Annotated in this window: 23 protein-coding genes and 1 other RNA gene; 20 read left to right on the plus strand and 4 right to left on the minus strand. The window is 63.8% G+C overall.

Going from position 1 to position 26,530, the window contains the following annotated elements; genetic code table 11:
- Nucleotide 1: 1 nt before the first annotated feature.
- A complete protein-coding gene (locus tag MKD49_RS19190; protein ID WP_034330433.1) occupies nucleotides 2-310 on the plus strand; it encodes a helix-turn-helix domain-containing protein in 309 nt (102 codons plus the stop codon).
- A 108-nt stretch (nucleotides 311-418) separates the two neighbouring features.
- Here MKD49_RS19190 and MKD49_RS19195 read toward each other — a convergent pair whose 3' ends face one another.
- Nucleotides 419-1,171 carry an HpcH/HpaI aldolase/citrate lyase family protein gene (locus MKD49_RS19195; protein ID WP_121042510.1) on the minus strand — a complete coding sequence of 251 codons (753 nt, stop codon included), beginning with the start codon at nucleotides 1,169-1,171 and terminating at the stop codon, nucleotides 419-421.
- A gap of 85 nt (nucleotides 1,172-1,256) precedes the next feature.
- A complete protein-coding gene (locus MKD49_RS19200) occupies nucleotides 1,257-2,522 on the minus strand; it encodes a D-amino acid dehydrogenase (RefSeq protein WP_252697109.1) in 1,266 nt (421 codons plus the stop codon).
- 182 nt (nucleotides 2,523-2,704) lie between these two features.
- Here MKD49_RS19200 and rnpB point away from each other — a divergent pair.
- Nucleotides 2,705-3,039: RNase P RNA component class A (rnpB, locus tag MKD49_RS19205), an RNA gene on the plus strand.
- Between the two features lie 67 nt (nucleotides 3,040-3,106).
- Nucleotides 3,107-4,267 (plus strand): enoyl-CoA hydratase/isomerase family protein, encoded by a 1,161-nt coding sequence (locus MKD49_RS19210; protein ID WP_252697110.1) that lies wholly within the window; start codon nucleotides 3,107-3,109, stop codon nucleotides 4,265-4,267.
- A gap of 40 nt (nucleotides 4,268-4,307) precedes the next feature.
- On the opposite strand, the gene MKD49_RS19215 is transcribed toward MKD49_RS19210, so the two are convergent.
- Both MKD49_RS19215 and MKD49_RS19220 read right to left on the minus strand, forming a co-directional pair.
- A complete protein-coding gene (locus tag MKD49_RS19215; RefSeq protein ID WP_134135697.1) occupies nucleotides 4,308-4,787 on the minus strand; it encodes a nuclear transport factor 2 family protein in 480 nt (159 codons plus the stop codon).
- 387 nt (nucleotides 4,788-5,174) lie between these two features.
- Entirely contained in the window at nucleotides 5,175-5,459 is a 285-nt protein-coding gene (locus MKD49_RS19220; RefSeq protein ID WP_006465510.1) for an HU family DNA-binding protein, read from the minus strand.
- Nucleotides 5,460-6,338: 879 nt separating this feature from the next.
- On the opposite strand from MKD49_RS19220, the gene mraZ reads away from it, so the two are divergent.
- From mraZ to lpxC, 17 genes are all read left to right on the plus strand, one after another.
- Nucleotides 6,339-6,767 carry a division/cell wall cluster transcriptional repressor MraZ gene (gene mraZ / locus MKD49_RS19225; RefSeq protein WP_006465511.1) on the plus strand — a complete coding sequence of 143 codons (429 nt, stop codon included), beginning with the start codon at nucleotides 6,339-6,341 and terminating at the stop codon, nucleotides 6,765-6,767.
- Nucleotides 6,768-6,779: 12 nt separating this feature from the next.
- Nucleotides 6,780-7,763: a 16S rRNA (cytosine(1402)-N(4))-methyltransferase RsmH gene (gene rsmH, locus MKD49_RS19230; protein WP_134135696.1), complete on the plus strand. Its 984-nt coding sequence runs from the start codon at nucleotides 6,780-6,782 to the stop codon at nucleotides 7,761-7,763.
- Nucleotides 7,760-8,032 carry a cell division protein FtsL gene (ftsL, locus tag MKD49_RS19235; protein WP_034329293.1) on the plus strand — a complete coding sequence of 91 codons (273 nt, stop codon included), beginning with the start codon at nucleotides 7,760-7,762 and terminating at the stop codon, nucleotides 8,030-8,032. Before rsmH ends, ftsL begins: the two co-directional genes overlap by 4 nt.
- Nucleotides 8,029-9,807 carry a penicillin-binding protein 2 gene (locus tag MKD49_RS19240; RefSeq protein WP_134221143.1) on the plus strand — a complete coding sequence of 593 codons (1,779 nt, stop codon included), beginning with the start codon at nucleotides 8,029-8,031 and terminating at the stop codon, nucleotides 9,805-9,807. The genes ftsL and MKD49_RS19240 overlap by 4 nt, the downstream gene beginning before the upstream one ends.
- On the plus strand, nucleotides 9,807-11,333 hold the full coding sequence (locus MKD49_RS19245) for a UDP-N-acetylmuramoyl-L-alanyl-D-glutamate--2,6-diaminopimelate ligase (RefSeq protein ID WP_252697111.1): 1,527 nt from the start codon (nucleotides 9,807-9,809) through the stop codon (nucleotides 11,331-11,333). Before MKD49_RS19240 ends, MKD49_RS19245 begins: the two co-directional genes overlap by 1 nt.
- On the plus strand, nucleotides 11,330-12,790 hold the full coding sequence (murF, locus tag MKD49_RS19250; RefSeq protein ID WP_252697112.1) for a UDP-N-acetylmuramoyl-tripeptide--D-alanyl-D-alanine ligase: 1,461 nt from the start codon (nucleotides 11,330-11,332) through the stop codon (nucleotides 12,788-12,790). The genes MKD49_RS19245 and murF overlap by 4 nt, the downstream gene beginning before the upstream one ends.
- A 1-nt stretch (nucleotide 12,791) precedes the next feature.
- Complete coding sequence (gene mraY, locus MKD49_RS19255) at nucleotides 12,792-13,961, plus strand: phospho-N-acetylmuramoyl-pentapeptide-transferase (protein ID WP_034329301.1); 1,170 nt, start codon at nucleotides 12,792-12,794, stop codon at nucleotides 13,959-13,961.
- Nucleotides 13,962-14,080: 119 nt separating this feature from the next.
- Nucleotides 14,081-16,267: a UDP-N-acetylmuramoyl-L-alanine--D-glutamate ligase gene (murD, locus tag MKD49_RS19260; protein WP_252697113.1), complete on the plus strand. Its 2,187-nt coding sequence runs from the start codon at nucleotides 14,081-14,083 to the stop codon at nucleotides 16,265-16,267.
- Nucleotides 16,264-17,538, plus strand: coding sequence for a putative lipid II flippase FtsW (gene ftsW, locus MKD49_RS19265; RefSeq protein ID WP_134135692.1), 1,275 nt, complete (start codon nucleotides 16,264-16,266; stop codon nucleotides 17,536-17,538). The genes murD and ftsW overlap by 4 nt, the downstream gene beginning before the upstream one ends.
- Nucleotides 17,535-18,617: an undecaprenyldiphospho-muramoylpentapeptide beta-N-acetylglucosaminyltransferase gene (gene murG, locus MKD49_RS19270; RefSeq protein WP_034329311.1), complete on the plus strand. Its 1,083-nt coding sequence runs from the start codon at nucleotides 17,535-17,537 to the stop codon at nucleotides 18,615-18,617. The genes ftsW and murG overlap by 4 nt, the downstream gene beginning before the upstream one ends.
- Nucleotides 18,614-20,041, plus strand: a complete 1,428-nt coding sequence (murC, locus tag MKD49_RS19275; RefSeq protein WP_134135690.1) for a UDP-N-acetylmuramate--L-alanine ligase — start codon at nucleotides 18,614-18,616, stop codon at nucleotides 20,039-20,041. Before murG ends, murC begins: the two co-directional genes overlap by 4 nt.
- Entirely contained in the window at nucleotides 20,038-21,042 is a 1,005-nt protein-coding gene (locus MKD49_RS19280) for a D-alanine--D-alanine ligase (RefSeq protein WP_121042530.1), read from the plus strand. Before murC ends, MKD49_RS19280 begins: the two co-directional genes overlap by 4 nt.
- Before the next feature lie 28 nt (nucleotides 21,043-21,070).
- The gene (locus tag MKD49_RS19285; RefSeq protein WP_252697114.1) at nucleotides 21,071-21,841 is read left to right on the plus strand and encodes a cell division protein FtsQ/DivIB; all 771 of its coding nucleotides are present in this window, start codon (nucleotides 21,071-21,073) and stop codon (nucleotides 21,839-21,841) included.
- A gap of 10 nt (nucleotides 21,842-21,851) precedes the next feature.
- Nucleotides 21,852-23,084 carry a cell division protein FtsA gene (gene ftsA / locus MKD49_RS19290; protein ID WP_008334543.1) on the plus strand — a complete coding sequence of 411 codons (1,233 nt, stop codon included), beginning with the start codon at nucleotides 21,852-21,854 and terminating at the stop codon, nucleotides 23,082-23,084.
- A 353-nt stretch (nucleotides 23,085-23,437) separates the two neighbouring features.
- The gene (ftsZ, locus tag MKD49_RS19295) at nucleotides 23,438-24,628 is read left to right on the plus strand and encodes a cell division protein FtsZ (RefSeq protein WP_204726187.1); all 1,191 of its coding nucleotides are present in this window, start codon (nucleotides 23,438-23,440) and stop codon (nucleotides 24,626-24,628) included.
- Nucleotides 24,629-24,822: 194 nt separating this feature from the next.
- A complete protein-coding gene (locus tag MKD49_RS19300; RefSeq protein ID WP_034329321.1) occupies nucleotides 24,823-25,329 on the plus strand; it encodes a peroxiredoxin in 507 nt (168 codons plus the stop codon).
- Between the two features lie 196 nt (nucleotides 25,330-25,525).
- Complete coding sequence (lpxC, locus tag MKD49_RS19305; protein WP_039790443.1) at nucleotides 25,526-26,461, plus strand: UDP-3-O-acyl-N-acetylglucosamine deacetylase; 936 nt, start codon at nucleotides 25,526-25,528, stop codon at nucleotides 26,459-26,461.
- Nucleotides 26,462-26,530 lie beyond the last annotated feature (69 nt).

Raw genomic sequence — 26,530 nt, forward strand, 5'->3', positions numbered from 1 at the left:
CATGCAAACGACTGATCCCCGCTGGAATGACGACAGCATTGTTTCCGGTAGCGGCAACGTCTTCATTGATCTCGGCTTTGAACCTGCCGAGGCGGAAGTCATGCTCATGCGCGTGAAGGTACTGGCGCAAACCTCGCAGCGGCTGAAAGAAAAAGGATGGACCCAGGCCAAGGCCGCCGAGGAACTGGGCATCACGCAGCCGCGCGTTTCCCGGCTGTTGAAGGGCAAGGTCGAGGATTTCAGCCTGGATATGCTGGTGACCCTGGCCGGCAAGCTGGGACTGAAGCCGCAAATCAGTTTTGCAGGTTGAGTGCCTGGCGAAAAGGCGGATGGTTTTCCGCCTTTTTCTTCACCTGATCATCCCGATTTCAACCGGCCAGGCTCGATTGGCCGTTGCACACTTCATATTTCCCTTGAATCAGCGCAACGCGGCGATCCTCCGCGCCCCCTCCGCCTTGATCTGCTGAATGTCAGTCCCCGGGACCACCAGGTCCATGCCGATGCCCTTCATGCGCTGCGCCATCTCCATGGTGCCGGCGAAGATCCCCACGTATTTGCCCAGCTTGCGCGCCAGCGCCAGCAGATGATCGATGGCCTCGTTGAGGCGTGCATCATCGTAGGCGTCCGGCGCCAGGCCGAGTTCGATGGCCAGGTCGCTGGGGCCGATGAAGATGCCGTCCAGGTCCGGAGTCTGCAGAATCGCTTCGGCGTTGGCATAGCCTTCGCGGGTCTCGATCATGGCCAGGGTCAGGATGGTGGCGTTGGCGTGGGCGAAGTAGTCCGCACCGCCATACAGGAAGCCGCGTGCCGGGCCATAGCTGCGACCGCCGCGCGGTGAATAATGGCAGGCACGCACGAAGCGCTCGGCATCCGCCGCCGTGTTGATCAGCGGGCAGATCACGCCATAGGCACCGGCGTCGAGCAGCTTGTTGATTTCTCCCAGGCTGTTTTCGGAACAGCGCACCAGCGGCACGGCGGGCGTGCTGGAGATGGCCTGCAGCATGGGCAGTGCCGATTCGATCGAGAACGGACCGTGCTGCAAGTCCACCGTCACCGCATCGTAGCCGCTGTGGCCCAGCACCTCGGCCAGCAGCGAATTGCCCATCGATACCCAGCCCGAGAGGGCCAGTTGCTGTTGCGCGAAGAGGGTGCGCAGCCGGTTTTCCCGCATCGTTCGTCTCCCATGGATGGGCCTGCGCCATTGCAGGCCAGGGGCCATGTTAAGTCCGAATGCCGAAGCCTGGCATGAAACTTCTTCAGCCGCGGTACTGGAAGGCCGTGTCGTCGATGGCGCGGCGGCGGCCGGCGATCTGGTCGGCGACCAGCGCCGCGCTGCCGCAGGCCAGCGTCCAACCCAGTGCACCCTGGCCAATGTTGAGATGAAGATTCTCGATCGGCGACGCCCCCACGATCGGCACGCCGCTCGGCGTCGCCGGACGGAAGCCCATCCACGGCGACAGCGTGGCATCCTCGCCCAGCGCGCAGCCGGGGAAGAGTTCGCGCAGGCCGTTCTTCAGTTCCTCGACGGCCGCCGGCGGAATGCTGCGATCCTGTCCCACCAGCTCGATGCGCCCGGCCACGCGCAGGCGCTGGCCCAGGCGCGCATAGACGATCTTCCTGGCGATGTCGGTGATGGAGACCTGCGGTGCCGCCGTGCGGCTGGCCTCGTCCTCCAGCGGCACCGTGATGCTGTAGCCCTTGAGCGGATAGAGCGGCAGGCGCAAGTCCAGCAAGCGGGCGAACTCCACGCTCTCGGCGCCCAGCGCCAGCACGAAACGATCCGCCGCAAGCCATTGGCCGCCGGCCTGCACCGCACGCAGCGCGCGGTCTTCACGACGCACGTCACTGATGCGGGCGCCACCGATGAAGCGGAAGTTCGGATGGGCCTGCATGGACGCCACCAGCGCGCGGCAGAACTGCGGGCAATCGCCCGCTTCTTCGCTCGGCGTGTAAATGCCGCCGACCCAGTCGCGCTGCGAGTGGCCCAGCGCCGGCTCGATGCGGATGCATTCGGCCGCGCCCAGGACTTCCTGTTGGCAGCCATATTGCGACTGGAATTGCACCTGCTGCGCGGCGGCTTCCAGTCCCTGCGCGTCGGTGAACATCACCAGCTTGCCGGAACGTTGATGGTCGAATGACAGCTGCAGGCCAGCGTTCCATTGCGTGAGCTGATCGCGGCTGTAGAAGGCCAGTTGCAGCAGGTCGATGGTGGTCTGGCGCACCCGCTGCGCATTGCAGCAGCGCAGGAATTCCAGCAGCCAGCGGTACTGGTCGAGATCGGCGGTAGGCCGGATGGTCAGCGGCGAATCCTTGCTGAACAGGTAGTAAGCCCACTTGGTCCAGACCGAGGGGTCGGCCAAGGGCGCCACATAGGAGTAACTGAGCTGGGCGCCATTGCCCTGGCTGGTGCCCTCGCCGGGCTGTTGGCGAGCATCGATGAGGCTGACCTGATGGCCATCCTGCAGGAGACGGTAGGCAGTGGTCACGCCGATCACGCCGGCGCCCATTACGCAGATATGCATGGAATTTCGTTGAAGTCAGTCAAGAACCGCGCGGCACGTGGCCTGCAGCGGATCAGCAGCAGACTACCGAAGAGCCGCACGGGTGTCACATGCCGAATTGGCATGAGCTTTTGCGCGCACGCAAAAGCGTTTTGCGACGGAGGATCTCCGGTGCCGGGCCATGCTGCGCTACAATAGCGCCCGATGCAGGCCAGACAGCCGCTGGCCGCCTTCGCAAGGAGGTGGCGGGAGGAAGGTCCGGACTCCACAGAGCAGGGTGACGGTTAACGGCCGTCCGCTGAAAGCCGGCGCAAGCCGGTATAAGGCGAGGAACAGGGCCACAGAGACGAGCGTATTCAGTTACGGTGAAACGCGGTAACCTCCACCCGGAGCAATTTCAAATAGGCACGCGTTGATGTGGCTCGCGGAGCGTGCGGGTAGAAAGCTTGAGCGGCGGAGTGATCCGTCGCCTAGAGGAATGGCTGTCATAGCGGGTTTCCCGCCGTAACAGAATCCGGCCTACCGGCCTGCTTCATTGAATTCATTGACATAAAACACACTGCGGCCCGTGGGCACTGCGGGCTCGCCAGAGACCCAGGAGACCCATGAATCAAACCGCCGCCCCCGTGGTATTCGAAGAACTGACGGCCGCCAACGGCCGTCGCATCGGTATCGCCACCCTCGCTTCCGAAAAGACGCTGCACGCCATCTCGCTGGAGATGGTCCGGCTGCTCACGCCGCAACTGCAGCAGTGGCAGGCCGAACCGGGCGTGGCCATGGTGATCCTGCAGGCGCAGGGCGAGAAAGCCTTCTGTGCCGGGGGCGACCTGCAGCAGCTCTATCGGTCCATGCGCGAGCATCACGCTTCGCCCGCGCGCGAGGACATCCGCGCCAATACCTACGCGGCCGAATTCTTCGAGCACGAATATCGTCTGGATTATCTTGTCCACAGCTTCGCCAAGCCCATCCTGTGCTGGGGGCATGGCATCGTCATGGGCGGCGGCATCGGCCTGATGGCCGGTTGCAGCCACCGCGTGGTCACCGAAAAATCGCGCCTGGCCATGCCGGAAATCACCATCGGGCTTTATCCGGACGTGGGCGGCAGCTGGTTCCTGGCGCGCATGCCGGGCAAGACCGGCATCTTCCTGGCGCTGACCGGTGCCAACCTCAATGCCAACGACGCGCTCTTCGCCGGGCTGGCCGACTATCGCGTGGCGCATGCCGCCAAGGCCTCGGTGATCGATGCCCTGCTGATGCAGCCGTGGGGGCAGGGCAATGATGCCGAATTGCTGGATCGTGTCCTGGCAAGCGCGCAGGCCTCGTCCTCGCAGGAAGGGGCGGCCGTCTTCGCGTCCTCCAACCTGCGCACGCATTTCGATCTGATCGACTCCCTGTGCCGCCGGCCCACGCTGCCCGAGATCGTGGACGGCATCCTCACCTTGGAGACCGAGGATGCCTGGCTCGTCAAGGCACAAGCGACCTTGCGCGCCGGTTCGCCCGGTTCGGCCTGGTTGGGCTACGCCTTGCAGAAGCGGGTGCGTCCGCTGTCGCTGGCGCAGGTGTTCCGGCTGGAATTCGTGGTGTCGCTGCATTGCGCGGCACGCCCCGATTTCGTCGAAGGTATCCGCGCACTGATCATCGAGAAGGACCAGAAACCGCAATGGAATCCGGCTTCGCTGGCCGCCGCCACGCCGCAATGGGTGGAAGGTTTCTTCGCTGATCCGTGGCCGCAGGCGGATCATCCGCTGGCTGACCTGGGTGCATGAAACGCTTCAGGCGCTCCCCGGCCGGGCCAGTGGTCCGGCCTTACAGACCCAGTTCGGACAGGCTCGGATGATCGGCCGGGCGCGGGCCTGAACGGTCCCAGTGGAATTTGCGGTCTGCCTCCTTGATGGGCAGGTCGTTGATGGAGGCATGGCGCAGGCGCATCAGGCCATGCTCGTCGAATTCCCAGTTTTCGTTGCCATAGGAGCGGAACCAGCTCCCCGAATCATCGTGCCATTCATAGGCGAAGCGCACGGCGATGCGGTTGCCTTCGTGCGCCCAGACTTCCTTGATGAGGCGGTAATCCAGTTCGCGCGCCCATTTGCGGGTGAGGAAGGCGACGATCTCGGCCCGTCCGTGGACGAAATCTGCACGATTGCGCCAGCGGCTGTCTTCGGTATAGGCCAGCGAGACGCGTTGCGGATCGCAGGAATTCCACGCATCTTCGGCGGCACGCGCCTTCATGGCGGCGGTCTCGCAGGTGAAGGGCGGAAGTGGCGGACGCTGGGCAGGGCTATTCATCGACGGTCTCCTTGGGTGAGCCGGACGGGCCGGCTGTTCATGGTGTACGACGGGACGGCAAGCGGAAGTGAAGCAGTGTGCAGAAGTCAGGCCAAAAAAATTCTAGGCGCTGAGGATGGCCTTGGCAAACGAAGCTTGCTGCTCATGGAGGTCGCTCCTGCTGTGCGTGCCGGGCCGGGTGGCAACTGTGCTGGCGGGGCCTGTGCAAGGAGTGCGTCCAGACACCGTGCACTCACTGTGGCCAGTGTGCAAGCGAAGAACCATCAGGGGAGCGTAGTGCTGAAGCGGGTGAAGCGAGGGGGGAGGGGACGGCCGATCCTGTCGAATCGGCCTCGATTTGAATGCCCTGAACCTGGTTTAGGGCATTCAAATGCGCGAAGCGTGAAATTATTTCTTCTTCTTGTTCACGGCTTCCTTGAAAGCCTTGCCAGCCGAGAACTTCACGGTGGTTGCAGCGGCGATCTTGATTTCTTCGCCGGTTTGCGGATTACGGCCGGTGCGAGCAGCGCGCTTGCCGGTCGAGAAGGAACCGAAGCCAACCAATTGCACGGTATCGCCCTTGGTCACGGCCTTGATGATGTTCTCGATGACGGAGTCCAGCGCGCGCTGGGCTGCTGCCTTGGAGATCTCGGTGTCGGCGGCGATAACGTCAACCAATTCAGATTTGTTCACTTTAAAATTCCTTTCACTGTTAAGGTGCCCAGATTTTAGCACTGGAATGAGCCGGATCCGCAAGCCCTATCTGCGTTTTCAGCCGATAGGCCCTGGTCGGAACCGGCTTGGATTGAAAAAAATCGACGTGCTTTTCAACACCCGCAAACGGGCCATGCCGGCCGCGTTCTTGCGTATCGATCTTCCCAAAGACACGGATAGTAAAAGGTGCTCGCCGCGGAAGTCAAAACAAAAACGCTTCCTGCCATTCATTTGACGAAGAATTTGATGAAGTTTCGGGCTCGGATGCTGCTTCGCCGACCTCTTTCCTGTACGCCCTCCCGGTGTCACCTTCCTCGCGGTCGCGACCGGGATGGAAAACGATCCGGGTGATGGCATCCCGAATCCGGATATTTTTTGCCCTTTTTTCCGCCCTCTGGTGAACTTAAGTTGCACTGCAAAATCCATGTCCGTTGGCCTCGCGCACTCGCAAATCGGGCGCAGTCGGATTCCCTCCAATTTCCTCTCTGGCGCTGCCCCGAAATCGGGCACAGCGGCGGTTCCATGCGGCGCAAATCCGCGCCGTTGCGCAATTCTGGCGCGAAACACATGTGTATAGCTCAGGTTACACCTTCAATGTAAATGCTAAGTCCTTCATTTTCTTCACAAATGTTGTGAATGGCCGGTTTTAAGGAAGTGCGCTAAGTCTTTGACTTTATTAGCAAAATCCCGGTTTTTCGCTGCGTATACCGCTTGACCTGCAATAGTGCATCCACTAAAGTGGGCGGCAGTGTCAAAAAGTGTTTTTTTGTGGGGCATTTGTGGCGTCATTTGCATTTGCCCGGCAGGACACGGCACCCGATCAGCAATCTCACTCGCCGCAGGCGAAGGAAAAACACAGTGTTCCAGGGCGCGTCAGCACTCAATCTCGATGCCAAAGGACGGATGACCATTCCGGCCAAGCATCGTGACGCCCTGATTGTGCAGTGCGAAGGACGCGCCACCGTGACGCGCCATCCGCATGGCTGCCTGCTGTTTTTCCCGCGCCCGACTTGGGAGACGCATCGCGAGCAGATCGCCAACTGGCCGATGTCGGCCCGTGCCTGGCAGCGCATCTTCCTGGGCAATGCCCAGGACGTGGAGCTCGACAGCGCCGGCCGCATCCTGATCGCGCCCGAACTGCGCGCGGCCGTGGGTCTGCAGCGTGATGTGATGTTGCTGGGCATGGGTAGTCATTTCGAAATCTGGGATGCCGTCAAGCTGGCCGAAAGCGAAGCCGAGGCTGTGGCAGGTGGCATGCCGGATGTGTTGAGCAACTTTTCCTTCTGACGGCCGGACAAGATGAATCTGCAACCGGTGCCCGAGCTGCAGCACCGCACCGTGCTGTTGGAAGAAGCCGTGGACGCGCTGGCCATTGCGGGCGAGCGCGCCAATGGCATTTACCTGGACGGAACCTTCGGCCGCGGCGGTCATAGCCGCGCCATCCTGTCCAGGCTGGGCCCGCAAGGGCGCCTGATCGCATTTGACAAGGATCCGTTGGCCATCGCCACGGCGCAGAAGATTGACGATGCCCGGTTCGAGATCGTGCACGACAGCTTCGCGACCATGGATGAAGCGCTTGCCGCACGCGGCATTGCGCAGGTCGACGGCGTATTGATGGATTTGGGCATCTCGTCGCCGCAGGTGGATGACGCCGCGCGCGGCTTCAGTTTTCGCCTCGATGGCCCGCTGGACATGCGCATGGATACCACCCGTGGCGTGTCGGCAGCGGAATGGCTGGCAACGGCAGATGAACAGCAGATTGCAAAGGTGATACGAGATTATGGGGAAGAACGGTTTGCTCTTCAGATTGCAAAGAAGATTGTTGCTGGCCGGGCAATCGAGCCAATTTCAAGCACACGACAGCTTGCCGCGCTCGTGGCACAAGCCGTCAAAACCCGCGAGAAAGGCAAAGACCCGGCCACTCGTACATTTCAGGCTGTACGGATTTTCGTCAATCAAGAGCTTGAAGAACTCGAAGTAGGTCTGGACAAGGCATTTGCCCAGATGGCGCAGCACGGGAGATTGGTCGTGATCAGCTTTCACTCGCTGGAAGATCGCATCGTCAAGCAGTTCATGGCCTCCAAAGCCCATGCGCCGCAGCCCGACCGTCGCCTGCCGATCCGTGCCGTGGACCTGCCGCAAGCGCCGGCCCGCCTGCTGCCGCGTGTCATGCCCGGCACTGACGAAGTCACTGCCAACCCGCGTGCCCGCTCGGCGGTCATGCGCGGCCTGGAGCGCGTGACGCCCGTTTCCTCCACCACGACCCAAGGGGCGCCTGCATGACCGGGCGCCTGTGCATCCTGCTGACCATCATGCTGGTGGGTTGCGCGCTGTCGGTCGTAAGCGCCCAGTACAAGGCCCGCAGCCTGTTCATCGAGCTGGAACGCGCCCAGAGCGCGGCCCGCCAGCTCGACGTCGACTGGGCGCAGCTGCAGCTGGACCAATCGACGCTGGGCAAGAACGCCCGCATCGAGGAACTGGCGCGCCGTGACCTGGGCATGGTTCCGGTCTCCTCCGCCCGTACCCAATACCTGACCGTGGGGGCACCATGACCAAGATGCCTCCGCGTACCAACCTCTCCGGTGGCCGTGTGGCGGCTTCCAAGGGCGTGGCGTTTTCTTCCAATCCCATCCTGCAGGTCAAGCTGCCGGCGTGGCGTTCGCGCTTCGTGCTGTTCGTGCTGTTTGCCGCCTTCGTGGCGCTGGTGCTGCGCGCGCTGTGGCTGCAGGGCGTGTCCACCGATTTCCTGCAGAAGCAGGGGGCGTCACGCTACGCCCGCACGCTGGAATTGCCGGCCACGCGCGGCAAGATCACCGACCGCAACGGCCAGGTGCTGGCTTCTTCGGTGCCGGTCAAGGCCATCTGGGCCATCCCGGAAGACGTGCAGGCCGCGCCCAAGGACAAGCTGGTGCAGCTGGCCAAGCTGCTGGAAATGAGCGATGCCGAACTGCGCAAGAAGCTCGATTCCGACCGCAGCTTCGTTTACCTTAAGCGTCAGGTCGAACAGGATACCGCTGACAAGATCGTCAAGCTGGGCATCCCCGGCATCGAGACCCGCAAGGAATACAAGCGCTTCTATCCCGAAGGCGAGGTGATGGCGCACGTGGTCGGCTTCACCAATATCGAAGACGCCGGGCAGGACGGCATGGAACTGGCCGCGCAGAAGACCCTGGCCGGCATGACGGGCAGCCGCCGCGTCATCAAGGACCGCCTGGGCCGCGTGGTGGAAGACATCGAATCCATCCGCGAACCGCATGACGGCCGCGACCTGACCCTGTCCATCGACAGCAAGATCCAGTACATCGCCTTCACCCAACTGAAGGAAGCGGTCGAGAAATTCAAGGCCAAGGCCGGCGGCATCATCGTGGTCGATGCCAAGACCGGCGAGGTGCTGGCCCTGGCCAACCTGCCGACCTACAACCCCAATGACCGTTCGGTGCTGACCGGCGCGCAGCTGCGCAACCGCGTCGTGACCGATACCTTCGAGCCCGGCTCCACGCTCAAGCCCTTCACCGTGGCCCTGGCGCTGGATACCCATCGCGTCACGCCCTCGACCGTGTTCCAGACCGCGCCCGGCAAGATGACCATCGGCACCGCCACCATTGGCGACTCGCATGCCCACGGTCCGCTGACGGTGGCGCAGATCATCGAGAAGTCTTCCAACATCGGTACCGCCAAGATCGCGCTGGGCATGCCGCCGGAAGAGATGTGGGAAATGTTCACCACGGTCGGGTTCGGCCAGCAGCCCAAGTTCGGCTTCCCGGGTGCGGTGGCCGGGCGCGTGCGTCCCTACAAGTCGTGGCGTCCGATCGAGCAGGCCACCATGAGCTACGGCCACGGCATCTCGGTCTCGCTGATCCAGCTGGCACACGCTTACCTGATCTTCGCCCGCAATGGCGACATCATTCCGCTGTCCTTCACCAAGGTCACCGATTCGCCCATTGGCCAGCGCGTCATCTCGGCCGATACCGCCCTGCAGATGCGCCGCATGCTGGAAACCGTGGTCGCCCCCGGCGGCACGGCCCCGCAGGCCCAGGTGCCGGGCTATCGCGTCGGTGGCAAGACCGGTACCGCCTACAAGATCGAGGGCGGCAAGTATGTGCGCAAGTACGTGGCCTCCTTCTCGGGCATCGCCCCGATGTCAGACCCGCGCCTGATCATCTCGGTGATGATCGACGAGCCGCAAGGCCAGCACTACGGCGGCCCGGTGGCCGGCCCGGTGTTTGCCAACGTGGCCGCCAATGCCTTGCGCGCATTGAACGTACCGCCTGATTCCAGCGTGACCAACATCATCATTCCCAAAGAACCGCTAGAGGAGAGCATGTAATGTCCCAGCGCGTTCCGAGCCTTCAAGAAATCCTCGCCTGGCTGCGCCAGGCGTCGCCGTCTGCGCAACTGACCTCGGATTCCCGCCGCGTGGCAGCGGGCGACGTGTTCTTCGCCTACGTGGGCGACGCCGACGGCCGTTCCTATATTGCCGATGCCGTCGAGCGCGGTGCCGCTGCCGTGCTGTATGAAGCCGCTGGCTACACCTGGCCCGAGCAGATCGATGCGCCGCACCTGGCCGTGCCCGACCTGAAGATGCGTGCCGGCGAGATCGCCGCCGCCTGGTATGGCCAGCCTGACCAGCACATGCTGACGGTGGCCGTGACCGGCACCAACGGCAAGACCTCCTGCGCCTACTGGCTGGGTACGGCACTGTCGCGCCTGGCCGGTGCCAGCAGCGCCGGTGTCATCGGCACGCTGGGCGTGGGGTCATTCGTCAACGGCAAGCCGCAAGGCTTCGACGTCACCGGCTACACCACGCCGGACGCCGTGCTGCTGCAACGCAGCCTGTTCAAGCTGTCGCAGGCCCGCGTGAGCGCGCTGGCCATTGAGGCTTCCTCCATCGGACTGGCCCAGGGCCGCATGAACGGCATGCACGTCGATGTCGCCCTGTTGACCAATTTCACCCGCGATCACCTGGATTTCCACGGTGACATGCAGACCTACGAAGACGCCAAGCGCAAGCTGTTCCAGTGGCCGGGCCTGAAGCATGCCGTGGTCAATCTGGATGACGGCATGGGCCAGCGCCTGCTGCCGCTGCTGGCCGAGCGCAAGCTGCCGGTGATCGGCTACGCCATTGCCGACGAGCAGGGCGGCGACACGCACGGCGTACCGACTTTGCGCGCCAGCCAATTGCGCAGCAGCCATACCGGGACTGCCTTCCATGTCGATTCGCCTTTCGGCAGCGGCCAGGTCAAGACCCAGCTGGTGGGACGCTTCAATGTCAGCAACGTGCTGGGCATCATGGGCGTGCTGCTGACCCAGGGCGTGGCCTGGGATGCCGTGGTCGCGGCTGCCGCTGCGCTGAGCCCGGCGCCCGGCCGCATGCAGCAATTCGGCGGACCCGATGTACCGCTGATCGTGATCGATTACGCGCATACGCCCGACGCCCTCGACAAGACCCTGTCCACCTTGCGCCAGGTCGCTACCCAGCGCGGTGGCCAGCTGTGGTGCGTGTTCGGCTGCGGTGGCGATCGCGATCCGGGCAAGCGCCCGCAGATGGGCCAGATCGCCGAGCAGGCCGACCAGGTCGTGCTGACCAGCGACAACCCGCGCACCGAAGATCCCAACGCCATCATCGAACAGATCCGCGCCGGCATGAGCCGCGTGGAACCGACCGTGCTGCCCGATCGCGCCGGTGCCATCCTGTGGGCGATCCGCCACGCCACCAAGGCCGATGTGGTCCTGCTGGCCGGCAAGGGGCACGAGCCCTACCAGGAAATCGCCGGCAAGAAATTGCCCTTCCTTGATGCCGACCATGTCGCGCTGGCGCTCGCCGCGCGCTCGACCATGATGGGGGGCGCATGATGCGATTCGATTTCCGCCAGTTGCTGGAATGGATCCGCACCGCCGAGGAAGCCGCCTCTGCGCACACCGTGCCGGGCGTGGTCAATGCCCCGGCCGGCGTGCTTGAACTCAATGACGTGGTCACCGACAGCCGTGCGGTCAAGCCCGGCAATGTCTTCGTCGCGCTGCGCGGCGAACGTTTCGATGCGCATGATTTCCTCGATGCGGTCGTGGCCCAGGGCGCTGCCGCCGTGGTGGTCGACCGCGTGCCGCCGGGATTGAGCGTACCGGCCATCGTGGTGCCCGACACCCGCGCCGCACTGGGCCAGATCGCCCATGGCTGGCGGGTGCAGCGCCAGATTCCCGTCATCGGCGTCACCGGCAGCAACGGCAAGACCACCGTCAAGGAAATGATCGCCGCCATCCTCGCGGCCGCCTTCGGTGAAGACGGCTACCTGGGCACGCGCGGCAATTTCAACAACGAGATCGGCGTGCCGCTGACCCTGTTCCGCCTGCGCGCACAACATCAGGCGGCCGTCATCGAGATGGGCATGAACCATCCGGGCGAAATCGCCGTGCTCTCGCGCATCGCCGAGCCGACGCTGGGCCTGGTCAACAATGCCCAGCGCGAGCATCAGGAATTCATGGCCAGCGTGGAAGCGGTGGCCCGCGAGAACGGCGCCGTGATCCGCCACCTGCCCGCCGATGGCGTGGCCGTGTTCCCGGCCGATGACGATTTCACTGCGCTCTGGCGTGAAGAAGCCGGTGCGCGCCGCGTGCTGACCTTCGGCCTGAATGCGCAAGCCGATGTGAGCGCCAGCTACCAGGCCACCGCTTTCGGCAGCACCCTGCAAATAACGGTGAAAGGGCTGGCCGTGCCGCCCGCACAGTTCAAGGTGGAACTGGCTGCCGTCGGTGAGCACAACGTACGCAATGCGCTGGCGGCTGCCGCCTGCGCGCTGGGTGCCGGCATCCCGGTGGACGCCGTGGTGCGCGGCCTGCAGAGCTTCGCCCCGGTCAACGGCCGCCTGCAGCGCAAGCAAGCCCGCAGCGGTGCGCTGGTGATCGACGACACCTACAACGCCAACCCTGATTCCGTGCGCGCCGCCATCGACGTGCTGGCGTCCATCGCCGGCCCGCGCGTGCTGGTACTGGGCGACATGGGCGAGGTCGGCGACCAGGGTCCGCAGTTCCATGCCGAGATCGGTGCCTATGCCCGCAGCCGTGGCATCCCGCTCTTCTTCGGGCTGGGCGAATTGACGAAACACGCCGTCACTTCGTATGGCCCCGCGCTACAAAACGTAGCGCAGGCCATGCATTTCGACGACATCGCCGCACTCAATGCGGCGGTGGAACAGGCCGCGCCGCAGGGCGCGACCGTTTTGGTAAAAGGTTCACGCTTCATGAAGATGGAGCGAGTTGTACAGCATCTGGTCAACGTTGAATCCCTCACGCAACATCAACAGGAGACCCATTAGCATGCTGGTCTGGCTCGCACAGAATTTTCAACAGGATTTCGGCTTTCTGCGCCTGTTCAACTTCATCACCTTCCGCGCGGTGTTTGCCACGCTCACGGCCCTGCTGATCGGCATGATCGCCGGCCCGGCCGTGATCCGCATGCTCACCCGCATGAAGGTCGGTCAGGCCGTGCGCCAGGATGGTCCGCAGACTCACCTCATCAAGTCCGGCACCCCGACCATGGGCGGCGTGCTGATCCTGATCGGCATCGGCATTTCCACCTTGCTGTGGGCCGACCTGTCCAACCGTTTCGTGTGGATCGTGCTGATCGTCACGCTCGGTTTCGGCGCCATCGGCTGGGTCGATGACTACCGCAAGGTGGTCTATCGCGATCCGGAAGGCATGCGCTCGCGCGAAAAATATTTCTGGCAATCGCTGATCGGCCTGGTGGCGGCGTTCTACCTGGCCTTCTCGGTATCCGAGGTGAGCAACATGAAGGTCTTCGATCTCTTCGTCGCCTGGGTGCGTTCCGGCTTCAGCCTGGACCTGCCGCCCAAGGCCGATCTGATCGTGCCCTTCTTCAAGACCGTGACCTATCCGCTGGGCGTGTGGGGTTTCATCGCGCTGACCTATTTCGTCATCGTCGGCACCAGCAATGCGGTCAACCTGACCGATGGCCTGGACGGCCTGGCCATCATGCCGACCGTGCTGGTCGGTGCGGCCCTGGGCCTGTTCGCCTACCTGACCGGCAATGCGGCCTATGCCAAGTACCTGTTCATCCCGCACATCCCGGGGGCCGGCGAACTGCTGATCTTCTGCGGTGCCATGGGCGGCGCGGGACTGGCCTTCCTCTGGTACAACGCCTACCCTGCGCAGGTGTTCATGGGCGACGTCGGCGCACTGGCGCTGGGCGGTGCGCTGGGCACCATCGCGGTCATCGTGCGTCAGGAAATCGTGCTCTTCATCATGGGCGGCATCTTCGTGGTGGAAACGCTCTCGGTGATGATTCAGGTCGCCTATTTCAAGTACACCAAGAAGCGTTTCGGCACCGGCCGCCGCGTGCTGCTGATGGCACCGCTGCACCATCACTACGAGCAGAAGGGCTGGAAGGAAACCCAGGTGGTGGTGCGCTTCTGGATCATCACCATGATGCTGGTGCTGGTCGGTTTGTCGACGCTGAAGCTGCGGTAAACAGGCGATATGAACAAAAACGGCAGCCCTTGTGAAGTATGGCAAGCGCTGCCTTTGTGGTTGGCAGGGCAGTCCCTGCATGGCAAGAAACAAGTGAAGAAGTGAGTCTGGAAACAACGATGAATTACTCGGGCAAACACGTTCTGGTGCTCGGACTCGGCGAGTCCGGCCTGGCAATGGCGCGGTGGCTGGTCTACTGCGGCGCCGGCGTGCGCGTGGCCGATACCCGTGGCGAAGCGGCCCTGGCCGAGCGCCTGGCCGCCCTGCGTGCCGACGCGCCCGAGGCGCAGGCCGTGCTGGGCCAGCCCTTGTCGCCGTCCTTGCTTGATGGAATCGATTTCGTCGCCGTCAGTCCCGGCCTGGCCCCCGAAGGCGAGCTGGCACCGCTGATGCCGGCCATTGCCGAACGCGGCCTGCCGCTGTGGGGCGAGATCGAATTGTTTGCGCAGGCGCTGGCCGCCTTGCGCGAAGAGACCCTGTATCAACCCAAGGTGCTGGCCATCACCGGCACCAACGGCAAGACTACCGTGACCCGTTTGACCGGCCTGCTGTGCCAGCGCGCCGGCCTGTCGGTGCAAGTGGCGGGCAACATCAGCCCGGCCGCCCTGGATGTGCTGCGCGAAGCGGTCATCAAGGACAAGGTATTCCTGGCCGAACTGGCCGAGCAGGATGCGATCGCCGCCGAACAGGCTGCCGCCGAAGCTGAAGCGCAAGCCGCGCAGCAGGCCGTGCTGGATGCCCAGCAGGCGGCCGAAGCCGAGAAGCATCGCCGTGCCGCCGCCAGCATCGAGGCGGCCGCTGCGATTGCGGTGCCGGTGTTGCAGGCGCAGCCGCAAGCAGACGCGCCGGTCACCGCATCGGAATCTGAACCCGCGCCGCAGATGGATCTGCTGGCGACTGCGGAACAGCAGCCGGTGGCAGAGCAGGAAGCAGGACAGGAGAACGTACAGGATTCTGTACCAGCTTCCGTGCAGGAATCTGTACCGGAAACAGGGCAGGGAACAGGACAGGAAACAGGACAGGAAACTGCACTGCAGCCGGCACCCGAGACCGCGCATTCCGCCACCGAAGCCTCCCCCGATGACGCCGAGGCAGCCAGCTCCGCCGCGCACGAAGCGCCGGAGCCGGCTGTCGCGGCCACGCTGGACGTCGCTTCCGACGCGATCCCGCAAGCTGAGATCGACGCCCCGGCGACCACTGGCGAGGCCATGAACCTGGGCGACTTCATGGAAGTCTCGCGCAAGGCCGAGGAAGATGCGCTGGTGGAAGTCCCGCCACCGCCGCCGCCCGAGCCGACCTATCGCGGCTCGATGCCGCAAGCCTGGGTGCTGGAGCTCTCCAGCTTCCAGCTGCACACCATGCACAGCCTGCAGCCGCACGCCGCCACCGTCCTGAATTTGACCCAGGACCACCTGGACTGGCACGGCAGCATGGAGCACTACGCCGCCGACAAGGCCCGCATCTTCGGCCAGGATACCGTGCGCGTACTCAATCGCGATGATGCCCTGGTGATGGAGATGAGCGCCGCGGCCGCGCCACTGTCCACCTTCGGCCTGGATGAACCGTCCACCCCTAACAGTTTCGGCCTGGTCAACGACAACGGCATGCTGTGGCTGGCCAATGCTTTCGTGCATGAAGACGACGAAGTGCCGGAAGGCAAGCGCCGCCGCAAGCAGAAGGACATGCTGCCGCCGCCGGTGACCGTCAAGCGTCTCATGCCCGCCGATGCCCTGCGCATTCGCGGTGCCCACAACGCCATGAATGCGCTGGCCGCACTGGCCTTGTGCCGCGCCATCGACCTGCCGATGGCACCGCTGCTGCACGGCCTGCGCGAGTACACCGGCGAGCCGCATCGCGTGGAACTGGTCGGCGTGATCCAGGATGTCGAGTACTACGACGACAGCAAGGGCACCAATGTCGGTGCCACCGTGGCCGCGCTCAATGGCCTGGGGCTGGGCGGCCATCCCAATCGCATCGTGCTGATCGCCGGTGGCGACGGCAAGGGCCAGGACTTTTCGCCGCTGGACCTGCCGGTACAGAAATATGCTCGTGCAGTCTTGCTGATCGGCCGTGACGCTCCTGCCGTGCGCGCCGCCCTGGCCGACAGCGGGGTCGAGCTGATCGATTGCGCCAGCCTCGAAGCCGCCGTGGAAAAGGCCGGCGAACTCGCCACCGCCGGCGACATCGTCCTGCTCTCGCCGGCTTGCGCCAGCCTGGACATGTTCCGCAACTACGCCCATCGCGCCGAAGTCTTCGTGGATGCGGTGCGTGAACTGGCGCTCTCGCGCGGTGAGGTGCTGGCATGAAACTGGGCCTGTCTTCCGTGCGCAGCTGGCTGGGTGGCTTGAAAGAAGCCGCGCCGGCGGCCGCCGGCCGCGCCCAGGGTGGCCGCAGTGGCCGTGGCAGCGCATCGGGCAGCATCGGTTTCGAGCAGCGTTCGCGCATGATGGAATACGACCAGCCGCTGATCTGGGTGGTGCTGCTGTTGATGCTGTTCGGCATGGTGATGGTCTACTCGGCCTCGGTGGCGCTGCCGGATTCGCCCAAGTACGCCTCCTATTCGAATTACCACTTCCTGATCCGCCAGGCGATCTTCATCGTGCTCTCCATCATCGCGGGCGCGCTGGCCTTCCGCGTGCGTATGGAGACCTGGCAGAAGTGGGCGCCCTATCTGTTCGCGATCACCCTGATACTGCTGTTGATGGTGCTCATTCCTGGCGTCGGCAAGGGCGTCAACGGTGCCAAGCGCTGGCTCTCGCTGAAGGTCATCAACCTGCAGCCCTCCGAACTGATGAAGCTCTTCATCGTGCTGTACGCCGCCGACTACACGGTGCGCAAGCAGGCGGTGATGCACAAGCTGGTCAAGGGCTTCTTCCCGATGGCGGCCGCCGTCGGCCTGGTGGGCTTGCTGCTGCTGCTGGAGCCCGACCTCGGTGCCTTCGGCGTGATCGTCTGCATCGCCATGGGCATCCTGTTCCTGGGCGGCATCAACGGCGTCTGGTTTGGCGGCATCGGTGCCACGCTGGTCGGGGTGTTCTCGCTGGTCATCGTGACTTCTCCGTGGCGGCGCGAGCGTATCTTCGCTTACCTCAATCCTTGGGAAGAAGAAAACGCACTGGGCAAGGCCTATCAGCTGTCGCACTCGCTGATCGCCTTCGGCCGTGGCGAGCTCTTCGGCGTGGGCCTGGGCAGCAGCGTGGAAAAACTGCACTACCTGCCGGAAGCGCATACCGACTTCCTGCTCGCCGTGATCGGCGAGGAACTCGGTTTCGCCGGCGTGCTGGTGGTGGTGCTGCTGTTCTACTGGCTGGTCAAGCATGCCTTCGAGATCGGCCGCCAGGCCATCGCGCTCGATCTGACCTTTGCCGGCCTGGTGGCCAAGGGCATCGGCATCTGGCTGGGCGTGCAGGCCTTCATCAACATGGGCGTGAACCTCGGCCTGCTGCCGACCAAGGGCCTGACGCTGCCGCTGATGAGCTATGGCGGTTCGGGCGTGCTGCTCAATTGCGTGGGCCTGGCCATTCTGCTGCGCATCGATTACGAAAACCGGGTGCTCATGCGCGGAGGCCGTCTATGAACGCGCCCCGCACATTGCTCATCATGGCCGCCGGTACCGGTGGCCACATCTTCCCCGGCCTGGCCATTGCCGACACCATGCGTGCGCGTGGCTGGCAGGTGAGCTGGCTGGGCACCACGCACGGCATGGAGCGCGAACTGGTGCCGCGCCATGGCGTGGAGATGGACAGCATCGTCTTCGCCGGCCTGCGCGGCAAGGGCCTGATGCATACGGTCAAGGGCGTGTGGCGCCTGGCGGCAAGCTTCTTGCATTGCCATGCCATCCTCGGCCGCCGTCGCCCCGATGTGGTGCTGGGCATGGGCGGTTACGTCACCGTGCCGGGCGGCATGATGGCGCGCCTGCGTGGCAAGCCGCTGGTGCTGGTCAATGCGGATGCGGCCCTGCTGCTGTCGAACAAGACCCTCACGCCGATGGCCACCAAGGTGCTGTTCGGCTTCCCTGCCGATTTTGGCAAGGCAGCGGGCAAGGCCGAGGTCACCGGCAATCCGGTGCGCAAGGAAATCATCGCGCTGCCGCAACCGGCCCAGCGTTACGCCGGCCGCAGCGGCCCGCTGAAGATTCTGGTGGTGGGCGGCAGCCTGGGCGCCAAGGTGCTGAACGACAACGTGCCGGCGGCGCTGGCAAAACTGCCCGCCGAGTTGCGTCCGCAGGTGACGCATCAATCGGGCAAGCAGCACATCGCGGCCTTGCGTTCAGCGTATGAGGCGGCAGGCGTGCAGGCCGAAGTGGTCGATTTCATCGACGACATGCCGCGCCGCTATGCCGAGGCTGATCTGGTGATCTGCCGCGCCGGCGCGATCACCGTCTCCGAGCTGACGGCAGCGGGCGTGGCCAGCGTGCTGGTTCCGCTGGCGGTGTCGACCACCTCGCACCAGATCGACAATGCCAAATGGATGGCACAGAACAAGGCGGCGATTCACCTGCCGCAACGCGAACTGACGCCGGATCACCTGGCCGGTTTGCTGCAGAAACTGGACCGCGCTGCATGCCATGCCATGGCGCAGGCGGCGTACGAACAAGGCCGGCGCGATGCCAATGAGGCAATCGCGCGCGTGCTGGAAGGACTGGTAACACCATGAAGCATCGCGTCAAGAATATCCATTTTGTCGGCATCGGCGGCTCGGGCATGAGCGGCATTGCTGAAGTCTTGCTCAACCTGGGCTACGGCGTCTCCGGCTCGGACCTGGGCAGCAACGCCGCCACCCAGCGCCTGGCGCAGCTGGGTGCCAGCATCCGCTATGGCCATGCAGCCGAGAACATCGAGGGCGCTGACGCCATCGTCACCTCCACCGCCGTCAAGGGCGACAACCCGGAGGTGCTGGCCGCGCGCAAGAAGCACATCCCCATCGTGCCGCGTGCGGTGATGCTGGGCGAACTGATGCGCCTGAAGAAGGGCATTGCGATTGCCGGCACGCACGGCAAGACCACCACCACCAGCCTGGTGGCGAGCGTGCTGGCGCAGGGCGGGCTGGACCCGACCTTCGTCATCGGCGGCCGCCTCACCAGCGCCGGCGCCAACGCCAAGCTGGGCACCGGCGAATTCATCGTGGCCGAGGCCGATGAATCGGATGCGTCCTTCCTCAACCTTACGCCCGTGATCGAAGTCATCACCAACATCGATGCCGATCACATGGAAACCTACAACCATGATTTCGCGCGCCTGAAGCAGGCCTTCGTCGAGTTCACCCAGCGCCTGCCGTTCTACGGCGTGGCCGTGCTCTGCCTGGATGATCCGCACGTGCGAGAAATCATGCCCATGGTCTCCAAGCCCATCCTCACCTATGGCTTCCATGAAGACGCCGATGTGCGCGCCATCGATGCCAAGGCGGTCGAGGGCAAGATGGAATTCACCGTGATCCAGGACGGCTACGCCCCCATGCAGGTGAGCCTGAACCAGCCCGGCATGCACAACGTGCAGAACGCTTGCGCCGCCATCGCGATTGCGCGCGAACTGGACGTGGACGATGCCGCCACCCAGAAAGCACTGACCGAATTCAACGGTGTGGGCCGTCGCTTCACGCGTTATGGCGAAGTGCCGATCACCGATGCGCAGGGCAATCCGGCCGGTCATTTCACGCTGGTGGACGATTACGGCCACCACCCGGTCGAGACCGCCGCCACCATCGCCGCCGCCCGTGGCGCCTATCCGGGCCGCCGCCTGGTGCTGGCCTTCCAGCCGCATCGCTACACCCGCACGCGCGACCTGTTCGAGGATTTCGTGAAGGTCCTGTCCTCGCCCGATGTGCTGGTGCTGGGCGAAGTGTATTCGGCCGGTGAAGCGCCCATCGTGGCCGCTGACGGCCGTTCGCTGGCGCATGCGCTGCGTGCGGCAGGCAAGGTGGAGCCGGTCTTCGTGGATGACATCGGCGACATGCCCGAGACCATCCGCAATGTGGTGCGCGATGGCGATGTGGTCATGACCATGGGCGCGGGATCGATTTCCGCCGTACCCGGCCGCCTGGTGGCGCAAGCCGGTGGCAAGAACGAACAGGGGGCCGCATGATCAGCCAGGACCAGATCAAGGCCTTCGGCCGTGTCGGTGTGCTCTTCGGCGGCCGCTCCGCCGAACGCGAAGTGTCGATGATGTCGGGCAACGGTGTCCTGCAGGCCTTGCGCAGCAAGGGTGTGGATGCGCATGCCTTCGACCCGGCCGAGCGCAGCCTGGGTGATCTGCAGGCCGAGAAATTCGACCGCGTCTTCATCGCCCTGCATGGCCGCTACGGCGAAGACGGCACGCTGCAGGGCGCGCTGGAACAGATGGGCCTGCCTTATACCGGTCCCGGCGTGATGGCCTCCAGCATCGCCATGGACAAGATCATGACCAAGCGCATCTGGCTCTCGCACGGCCTGCCGACGCCGCGCTTCCTGAGCCTGGATGCCAAGGCCACTACGCGTGAGCAACTGCGCGTGGTCCCTGACGAGCTGGGCCTGCCGCTGATGTTGAAGGCGCCGCACGAAGGTTCGACCATCGGCATTGCCAAGGTCAACGGTTACTCGGACATGCAGGCCGGCTTTGATCTCTGCGCGCGCTACGACAGCGTGGTGCTGGCCGAGGAGTTCATCCGTGGCCGCGAACTGACGGTGCCGGTGCTGGGCACGGGCCGCGAGGCGCGCGCGCTGCCGGTCATCGAGATCCGCGCACCGGAGGGCAATTACGACTACCAGAACAAGTATTTCACCGACGACACGAAATATTTGTGTCCGGCGCCCCTTGACGAGGAACTGACGCGCCATTTGCAGGATCTGGCGGTACGTGCGTTCAATGCGCTCGGTTGCCGTGGCTGGAGCCGTGTGGACTTCATGCTGCGCGAGGCCGATGGCAAGAGCGAGCCCTTCCTGCTGGAAATCAATACCTCGCCGGGCATGACCGGCCATTCCCTGGTGCCGATGGCGGCCAAGGCCGTGGGCCTGAGCTATGAAGACCTGTGCTGCACGATCCTGCAGATGGCGTCGCTGGACATGACGCCCTCGAAGGACTGGACGCCGCAGGCGGGCCAGCCGTGATGGCCCGGGTTTAAGGAAGAACGCGTCGATGTGGCAGGACGTCAAGATGCTCAACGCCATCAGCAGTGCGCTCATTGCGCTGGTGCTGCTGGCCCTGGTGGCATCGGGTTTATGGTGGGTAGCGCAGCGCCCGATGTTTACGCTGCACACGATACGCATCGAATCCTCCGGCGACATGCCGCTGGAGAAGGTCAATGCGTTGACGGTGCGGGCGACCGCGGTGCCGCGCATCCATGGCAATTTCTTCACCGCCAATCTGACGGCGGTGCGGGCGGCCTTCGAAGCCGTGCCCTGGGTGCGCAAGGCCATGGTGCGGCGTGAATGGCCGGACCGGCTGGTGGTGAAGATCGAGGAACACAAGGCCCTGGGCACCTGGGGCGAGGATGGCAAGCTGCTCTCGCAGAAGGGTGACGTGTTCACCGCCAACCTGGCCGAGGCCGAGGACGACGGTGACCTGCTGGAGTTTGATGGCCCGCCCGGCAGCGAGAAGCAGGTGGTGGCGCGGCTGGCGCTGTTTCGCCAGTGGTTCGCGCCCATCAAGCTGGAGCCGGAGTCGCTGGTGCTGTCGAACCGCTACGCCTGGACCGTGCGGCTGGACAACGGCATGACCGTCGAGCTGGGCCGTGACCAGGGCGATGCGGTGTTGAAGGAACGGGTGGCGCGGCTGGTGGCGGTATATCCGCAGCTGCTGGAAAGATTGCAGGGCAAGATAGAAAGCGTCGACTTGCGCTATCCCAACGGGATGGCCCTGAAGGCAGATGGAATGGTGCTGGCGGCAATGAACGGGAAAAAGAAATAAGCGGAACGCTATGACAAAAGACGCAAAAAATCTGATCGTCGGTCTGGACATCGGCACCTCGAAAGTGGTGGCGGTGGTGGCCGAGGTGCTGCCCGATGGCCGCCATGAAGTGATCGGGCTGGGGCAGTCCGAATCCAAGGGGCTCAAGAAAGGCGTGGTGGTCAACATCGAGGCCACCGTCGAATCCATCCAGCGCGCGCTGGAAGAAGCCGAGCTGATGGCCGACTGCAAGATCCGCAATGTCTATACCGGCATTGCGGGCAGCCACATCCGCAGCTTCAATTCCAGCGGCATGGTCGCCATCAAGGACAAGGAAGTCACCGCTGCCGACGTGTCGCGCGTGATCGAGACCGCCAAGGCGGTCAACATCCCGACCGACCAGCAGCTGCTGCACACGGTCCCGCAGGAATTCATCGTCGACAACCAGGAAGACGTGCGCGAGCCCATCGGCATGAGCGGTATCCGCCTGGAAGTGAAGGTGCACATCGTCACCGGTGCGGTCTCTGCCGTGCAGAACATCGTCAAGTGCGTGCGCCGCTGCGGCCTGGAAGTGTCGGACCTGATCCTGCAGCCGATGGCTTCGGCCGATTCGGTGCTGACCACCGACGAGCGCGAGCTGGGCGTGGTGCTGGTCGACATCGGCGGCGGTACCACCGACGTGGCAGTCTTCACCGAAGGGGCGATCCGCCATACCGCGGTGATCCCCATTGCCGGCGACCAGATCACCAACGACATCGCCATGGCCCTGCGCACCCCCACGCTGGAAGCCGAAGAAATCAAGCTGCGCTATGGCGTGGCCAAGCAGATCCTGGCCGATCCGACCGAGACGCTGGAAGTACCCGGCCTGGGCGACCGCAATCCGCGTACGCTCTCGCGTCAGGCCCTGGCCGCCGTCATCGAGCCGCGTGTGGAAGAGCTGTTCGCGCTGGTGCACCAGGTGGTGCGCGAGTCGGGTTATGAAGAGGTGCTGTCTTCCGGCATCGTGCTGACCGGTGGCTCGGCCATGATGCCGGGCATGACCGAACTGGCCGAAGACATTTTCCTGAAACCGGCACGCCTGGGCACGCCTGAATACAGCGGCCAGTTGGCCGACGTGGTGCGCAGCCCGCGCTACTCGACCGTGCTCGGCCTGCTGCAGGAAGCCAAGAAACAGTATCTGCGCGGCTACATCGTGACGCGCCAGGAAGGCTCGGTGAAGGCGGTCTGGCAGCGCATGAAGGAATGGTTCCTCGGCAATTTCTGACCGATTCTCATCGGCTGCCACGAGCGGCCGGTGGTGAATGCATCAGGATGTAAAAGCATTGGTCGTTGCTGGCGGTTCGGTTGTACGGTTCTGGCAGTAAAAATTGATGAGAACGGCAGCAAATTTGCAGCAGTGTTTTCTTAGAATAGCGGTATCAAGGCTTCAAGAATTTAAGGTTTCAAGAATTTAAGGTTTCAAGGTATCAGTCGCATCATTGGCAGCATCGGTATCAGCATCAACAAGAAACAACAGGGAAGCACACATACGGACAGCAGTGATCAGTTGCTAGTCGTCACACCGCGTGATGCCTATCAACTGCCAGCTGCAGGACACATATATTTTAAGGAGTCATCATGGAAATCGATATGGTCGACAATGCGACGCTGGGTACGATCATCAAGGTCGTGGGCGTGGGCGGTGCTGGCGGCAATGCCGTGCAGCACATGATTAACAAGGGTGTGTCCGGCGTCGAATTCATCGCCGCCAATACGGATGCCCAGGCACTGAAGCAATCGAAGGCGCACAACGTCATCCAGATCGGTGATACCGGTCTGGGCGCCGGCATGCAGCCCGACGTCGGCCGCCGCCTGGCCGAGGAAACCCGCGCCCGCATCGAAGACTCCCTGCGCGGCGCGCACATGGTCTTCATCGCCGCCGGCATGGGTGGCGGTACCGGCACCGGTGCCGCTCCGGTGGTGGCGCAAGTGGCCAAGTCGCTGGGCGCACTGACGGTGGCCGTGGTCTCCAAGCCCTTCTCCTACGAAGGCCAGAAGTGCATGGACATCGCCGACGCCGGTCTGGAAGAGCTGACCCAGCACGTCGATTCGCTGATCATCATCCTCAACGAAAAGCTGGAAGAGATCTACGAAGACGACAGCATGATCGAATGGCTGTCGCACGCCGATGACGTGTTGAACAACGCGGTGGCCGGCATCGCCGAAATCATCAACGTGCCCGGCCACATCAACGTCGACTTCAACGACGTCAAGACCATCATGGGCGAGCAGGGCAAGGCCATGATGGGTACCGCGACCGCCGCCGGTGTCGACCGCGCCCGCGTGGCCGCCGAACAGGCCGTGGCTTCGCCGCTGCTGGATGGCATCGACCTGTCCGGCGCGCGCGGCGTGCTGGTCAACGTCACTGCCAGCCGTGGCCTGAAGGGCAAGGAAATCAAGGAAGTCATGGCTACCGTGCGCGCCTTCGCGGCACCGGATGCCTCGATCGCCCAAGGCATCGCCTACGATGACAGCATGGGTGACGAGATCCGCGTGACCGTGGTGGCCACCGGCCTGGGCCGTGCCCGCAAGGCCGTGCAGCTGGTCCAGACTCCGGTCATGCGCACCGGCACCCACAACGAGCCGATGATGGCCGTCGGTGGCGTGATGCCGCAAGGTGGCGCGCAAGCCGGTGGTGCTACCTTCGGTGGCCTGAAGGCCCCGGCCGTGTGGCGTCGCGAGTCGGCTTCCGACACCGTGCGCGCCCTGGAAAAGAACGGCATGGAAACCTACGACATCCCGGCCTTCCTGCGCAAGCAGGCAGACTGATCGTCGTTGGCTTGGATCGGTCGGCGGCTTCACAGCAGGCCGGCCGGTTCCAAGGCATACTAACGCCGCGCCTGGTGCGCGGCGTTTTTTCGTGCGCAGCGCGCCGGCAACTCATCTGCTGAATCGATCAATCGCGGCAGATGCATCTGTTTCACCACTTAATTCACAGTCCTACAACCAGACGAGGAAACACCATGACCATCAAGATCGGCGACCGCCTGCCCGAAGGCACCCTGACCGAATTCATCGAGACCGAGACCGAAGGCTGCAGCCTGGGCCCCAATGCCTTCAAGGTGTCGGACCTGGTCAAGGGCAAGAAGATCGCGCTGTTCGCGTTGCCGGGCGCCTTCACCCCGACCTGTTCGGCCAAGCACGTGCCGGGCTACATCGCCCTGGCTGACCAGTTCAAGGCCAAGGGTGTGGATGAGATCTGGTGCATCTCGGTCAACGACGCTTTCGTGATGGGCGCCTGGGGCCGCGACCAGAAGGCCACCGGCATCGTGCGCATGCTGGGTGATGGCAGCGCCACTTTCACCAAGGCCTTGGGCATGGAATTCGACCTGACCGAACGCAACATGGGCGTGCGCTCGCAGCGCTATTCCATGCTGGTCGAAGACGGCGTGGTCAAGCAACTGAATCTGGAAGCCCCGGGCAAGTTCGAGGTCTCCAACGCGGAAACCCTGCTGGGCCAGCTGGGCTGATGCCTGCCGGGATTTCCCGGCCACCAGGCGAAAAAGAAACGGCATGCTGCGGCATGCCGTTTTTCCTTGGGGAAACGGATTTATCGCTGTGATCGATGAATGGGCGCCTCCGGCCCCTGTTTTACAGATAGGAACGATTTGCAACAAAGCCCTGCCGCAAGGGGCGGGGCAGGGGCATCTTGGCTATAATGACCGGATGTTGAAACAGCGCACAATCAAGAATCTGGTCAAGACCACCGGCGTCGGCCTGCACTCCGGCACCAAGGTCGAGCTGACCCTGCGTCCGGCCGCACCCGATACCGGCATCCTGTTCCGCCGCGTGGATCTCGATCCCGTGGTCGAGCTGCCGATGATCGCTACCGGCGTGGGCGATACCCGCATGGCCTCGACCCTGACCAAGGATGGCGCCAAGGTGTCCACCGTCGAACACCTGCTGTCGGCCTGCGCCGGCCTGGGCATCGACAATCTCATCATCGACCTGACCGCCGAAGAAATCCCCATCATGGATGGCTCGGCCTCGTCCTTCGTCTTCCTGCTGCAGCAGGCCGGCCTGCAGGAGCAGAACGCGCCCAAGAAATTCATCCGCGTCAAGAAGGCGGTGGAAGTGCGCGAAGGCACGGGCGACAAGGAAAAATGGGCGCGCCTGGAGCCCTATGACGGCTTCCGCCTGAAGTTCTTCATCGAATTCAACCACCCGGCCGTGGATGGTACCGGACAGGTGGCCGAGGTCGATTTCGGCATCGACTCCTACGTCAAGGAAATTGCCCGCGCGCGCACCTTCGGTTTCATGCAGGATGTGGAAACCCTGCGCGGCATGGGCCTGGCCCGTGGCGGTTCCTTCGAGAACGCCATCGTCATGGATGAATACCGCATCCTCAATGCCGACGGCCTGCGCTACGACAACGAATTCGTGCGCCACAAGATCCTCGATGCCATCGGCGACCTGTACATCATCGGCCATCCGCTGCTGGCCAGCTACGATGCCCACAAGTCCGGCCATGGCCTCAACAACCTGCTGCTGCGCGAATTGCTGTCGCAGCCGGATGCCTATGAGATCGTCAGCTTCGACCAGCTCGACCAGGCCCCGCAGACTTACGTGATGCAAGCCCAGCAGGAGTGGGCGCTGAACTGACGCTGACGCTGGCGCTGGCTGCACACGCCGCAATGTAAAACGCCCCGGCCTGGACCGGGGCGTTTGCTT

The sequence above is a fragment of the Herbaspirillum sp. WGmk3 genome (assembly GCF_023952535.1).
Classification (GTDB): domain Bacteria; phylum Pseudomonadota; class Gammaproteobacteria; order Burkholderiales; family Burkholderiaceae_D; genus Herbaspirillum; species Herbaspirillum huttiense.

What these genes read in the sequence shown, in the direction of transcription:
- MKD49_RS19200 (WP_252697109.1), bottom strand. Translation starts at nt 2,522, where the DNA reads ATGCATATCTGCGTAATGGGCGCCGGCGTGATCGGCGTGACCACTGCC.
- mraY (WP_034329301.1), top strand. Translation starts at nt 12,792, where the DNA reads ATGCTGGTCTGGCTCGCACAGAATTTTCAACAGGATTTCGGCTTTCTG.
- ftsW (WP_134135692.1), top strand. Translation starts at nt 16,264, where the DNA reads ATGAAACTGGGCCTGTCTTCCGTGCGCAGCTGGCTGGGTGGCTTGAAA.
- murC (WP_134135690.1), top strand. Translation starts at nt 18,614, where the DNA reads ATGAAGCATCGCGTCAAGAATATCCATTTTGTCGGCATCGGCGGCTCG.
- murG (WP_034329311.1), top strand. Translation starts at nt 17,535, where the DNA reads ATGAACGCGCCCCGCACATTGCTCATCATGGCCGCCGGTACCGGTGGC.
- MKD49_RS19215 (WP_134135697.1), bottom strand. Translation starts at nt 4,787, where the DNA reads ATGAATAGCCCTGCCCAGCGTCCGCCACTTCCGCCCTTCACCTGCGAG.
- murF (WP_252697112.1), top strand. Translation starts at nt 11,330, where the DNA reads ATGATGCGATTCGATTTCCGCCAGTTGCTGGAATGGATCCGCACCGCC.
- ftsZ (WP_204726187.1), top strand. Translation starts at nt 23,438, where the DNA reads ATGGAAATCGATATGGTCGACAATGCGACGCTGGGTACGATCATCAAG.
- lpxC (WP_039790443.1), top strand. Translation starts at nt 25,526, where the DNA reads ATGTTGAAACAGCGCACAATCAAGAATCTGGTCAAGACCACCGGCGTC.
- MKD49_RS19195 (WP_121042510.1), bottom strand. Translation starts at nt 1,171, where the DNA reads ATGCGGGAAAACCGGCTGCGCACCCTCTTCGCGCAACAGCAACTGGCC.
- murD (WP_252697113.1), top strand. Translation starts at nt 14,081, where the DNA reads ATGAATTACTCGGGCAAACACGTTCTGGTGCTCGGACTCGGCGAGTCC.
- ftsL (WP_034329293.1), top strand. Translation starts at nt 7,760, where the DNA reads ATGACCGGGCGCCTGTGCATCCTGCTGACCATCATGCTGGTGGGTTGC.
- ftsA (WP_008334543.1), top strand. Translation starts at nt 21,852, where the DNA reads ATGACAAAAGACGCAAAAAATCTGATCGTCGGTCTGGACATCGGCACC.
- MKD49_RS19280 (WP_121042530.1), top strand. Translation starts at nt 20,038, where the DNA reads ATGATCAGCCAGGACCAGATCAAGGCCTTCGGCCGTGTCGGTGTGCTC.
- MKD49_RS19190 (WP_034330433.1), top strand. Translation starts at nt 2, where the DNA reads ATGCAAACGACTGATCCCCGCTGGAATGACGACAGCATTGTTTCCGGT.
- MKD49_RS19300 (WP_034329321.1), top strand. Translation starts at nt 24,823, where the DNA reads ATGACCATCAAGATCGGCGACCGCCTGCCCGAAGGCACCCTGACCGAA.
- MKD49_RS19285 (WP_252697114.1), top strand. Translation starts at nt 21,071, where the DNA reads ATGTGGCAGGACGTCAAGATGCTCAACGCCATCAGCAGTGCGCTCATT.
- MKD49_RS19245 (WP_252697111.1), top strand. Translation starts at nt 9,807, where the DNA reads ATGTCCCAGCGCGTTCCGAGCCTTCAAGAAATCCTCGCCTGGCTGCGC.
- MKD49_RS19210 (WP_252697110.1), top strand. Translation starts at nt 3,107, where the DNA reads ATGAATCAAACCGCCGCCCCCGTGGTATTCGAAGAACTGACGGCCGCC.
- MKD49_RS19240 (WP_134221143.1), top strand. Translation starts at nt 8,029, where the DNA reads ATGACCAAGATGCCTCCGCGTACCAACCTCTCCGGTGGCCGTGTGGCG.
- rsmH (WP_134135696.1), top strand. Translation starts at nt 6,780, where the DNA reads ATGAATCTGCAACCGGTGCCCGAGCTGCAGCACCGCACCGTGCTGTTG.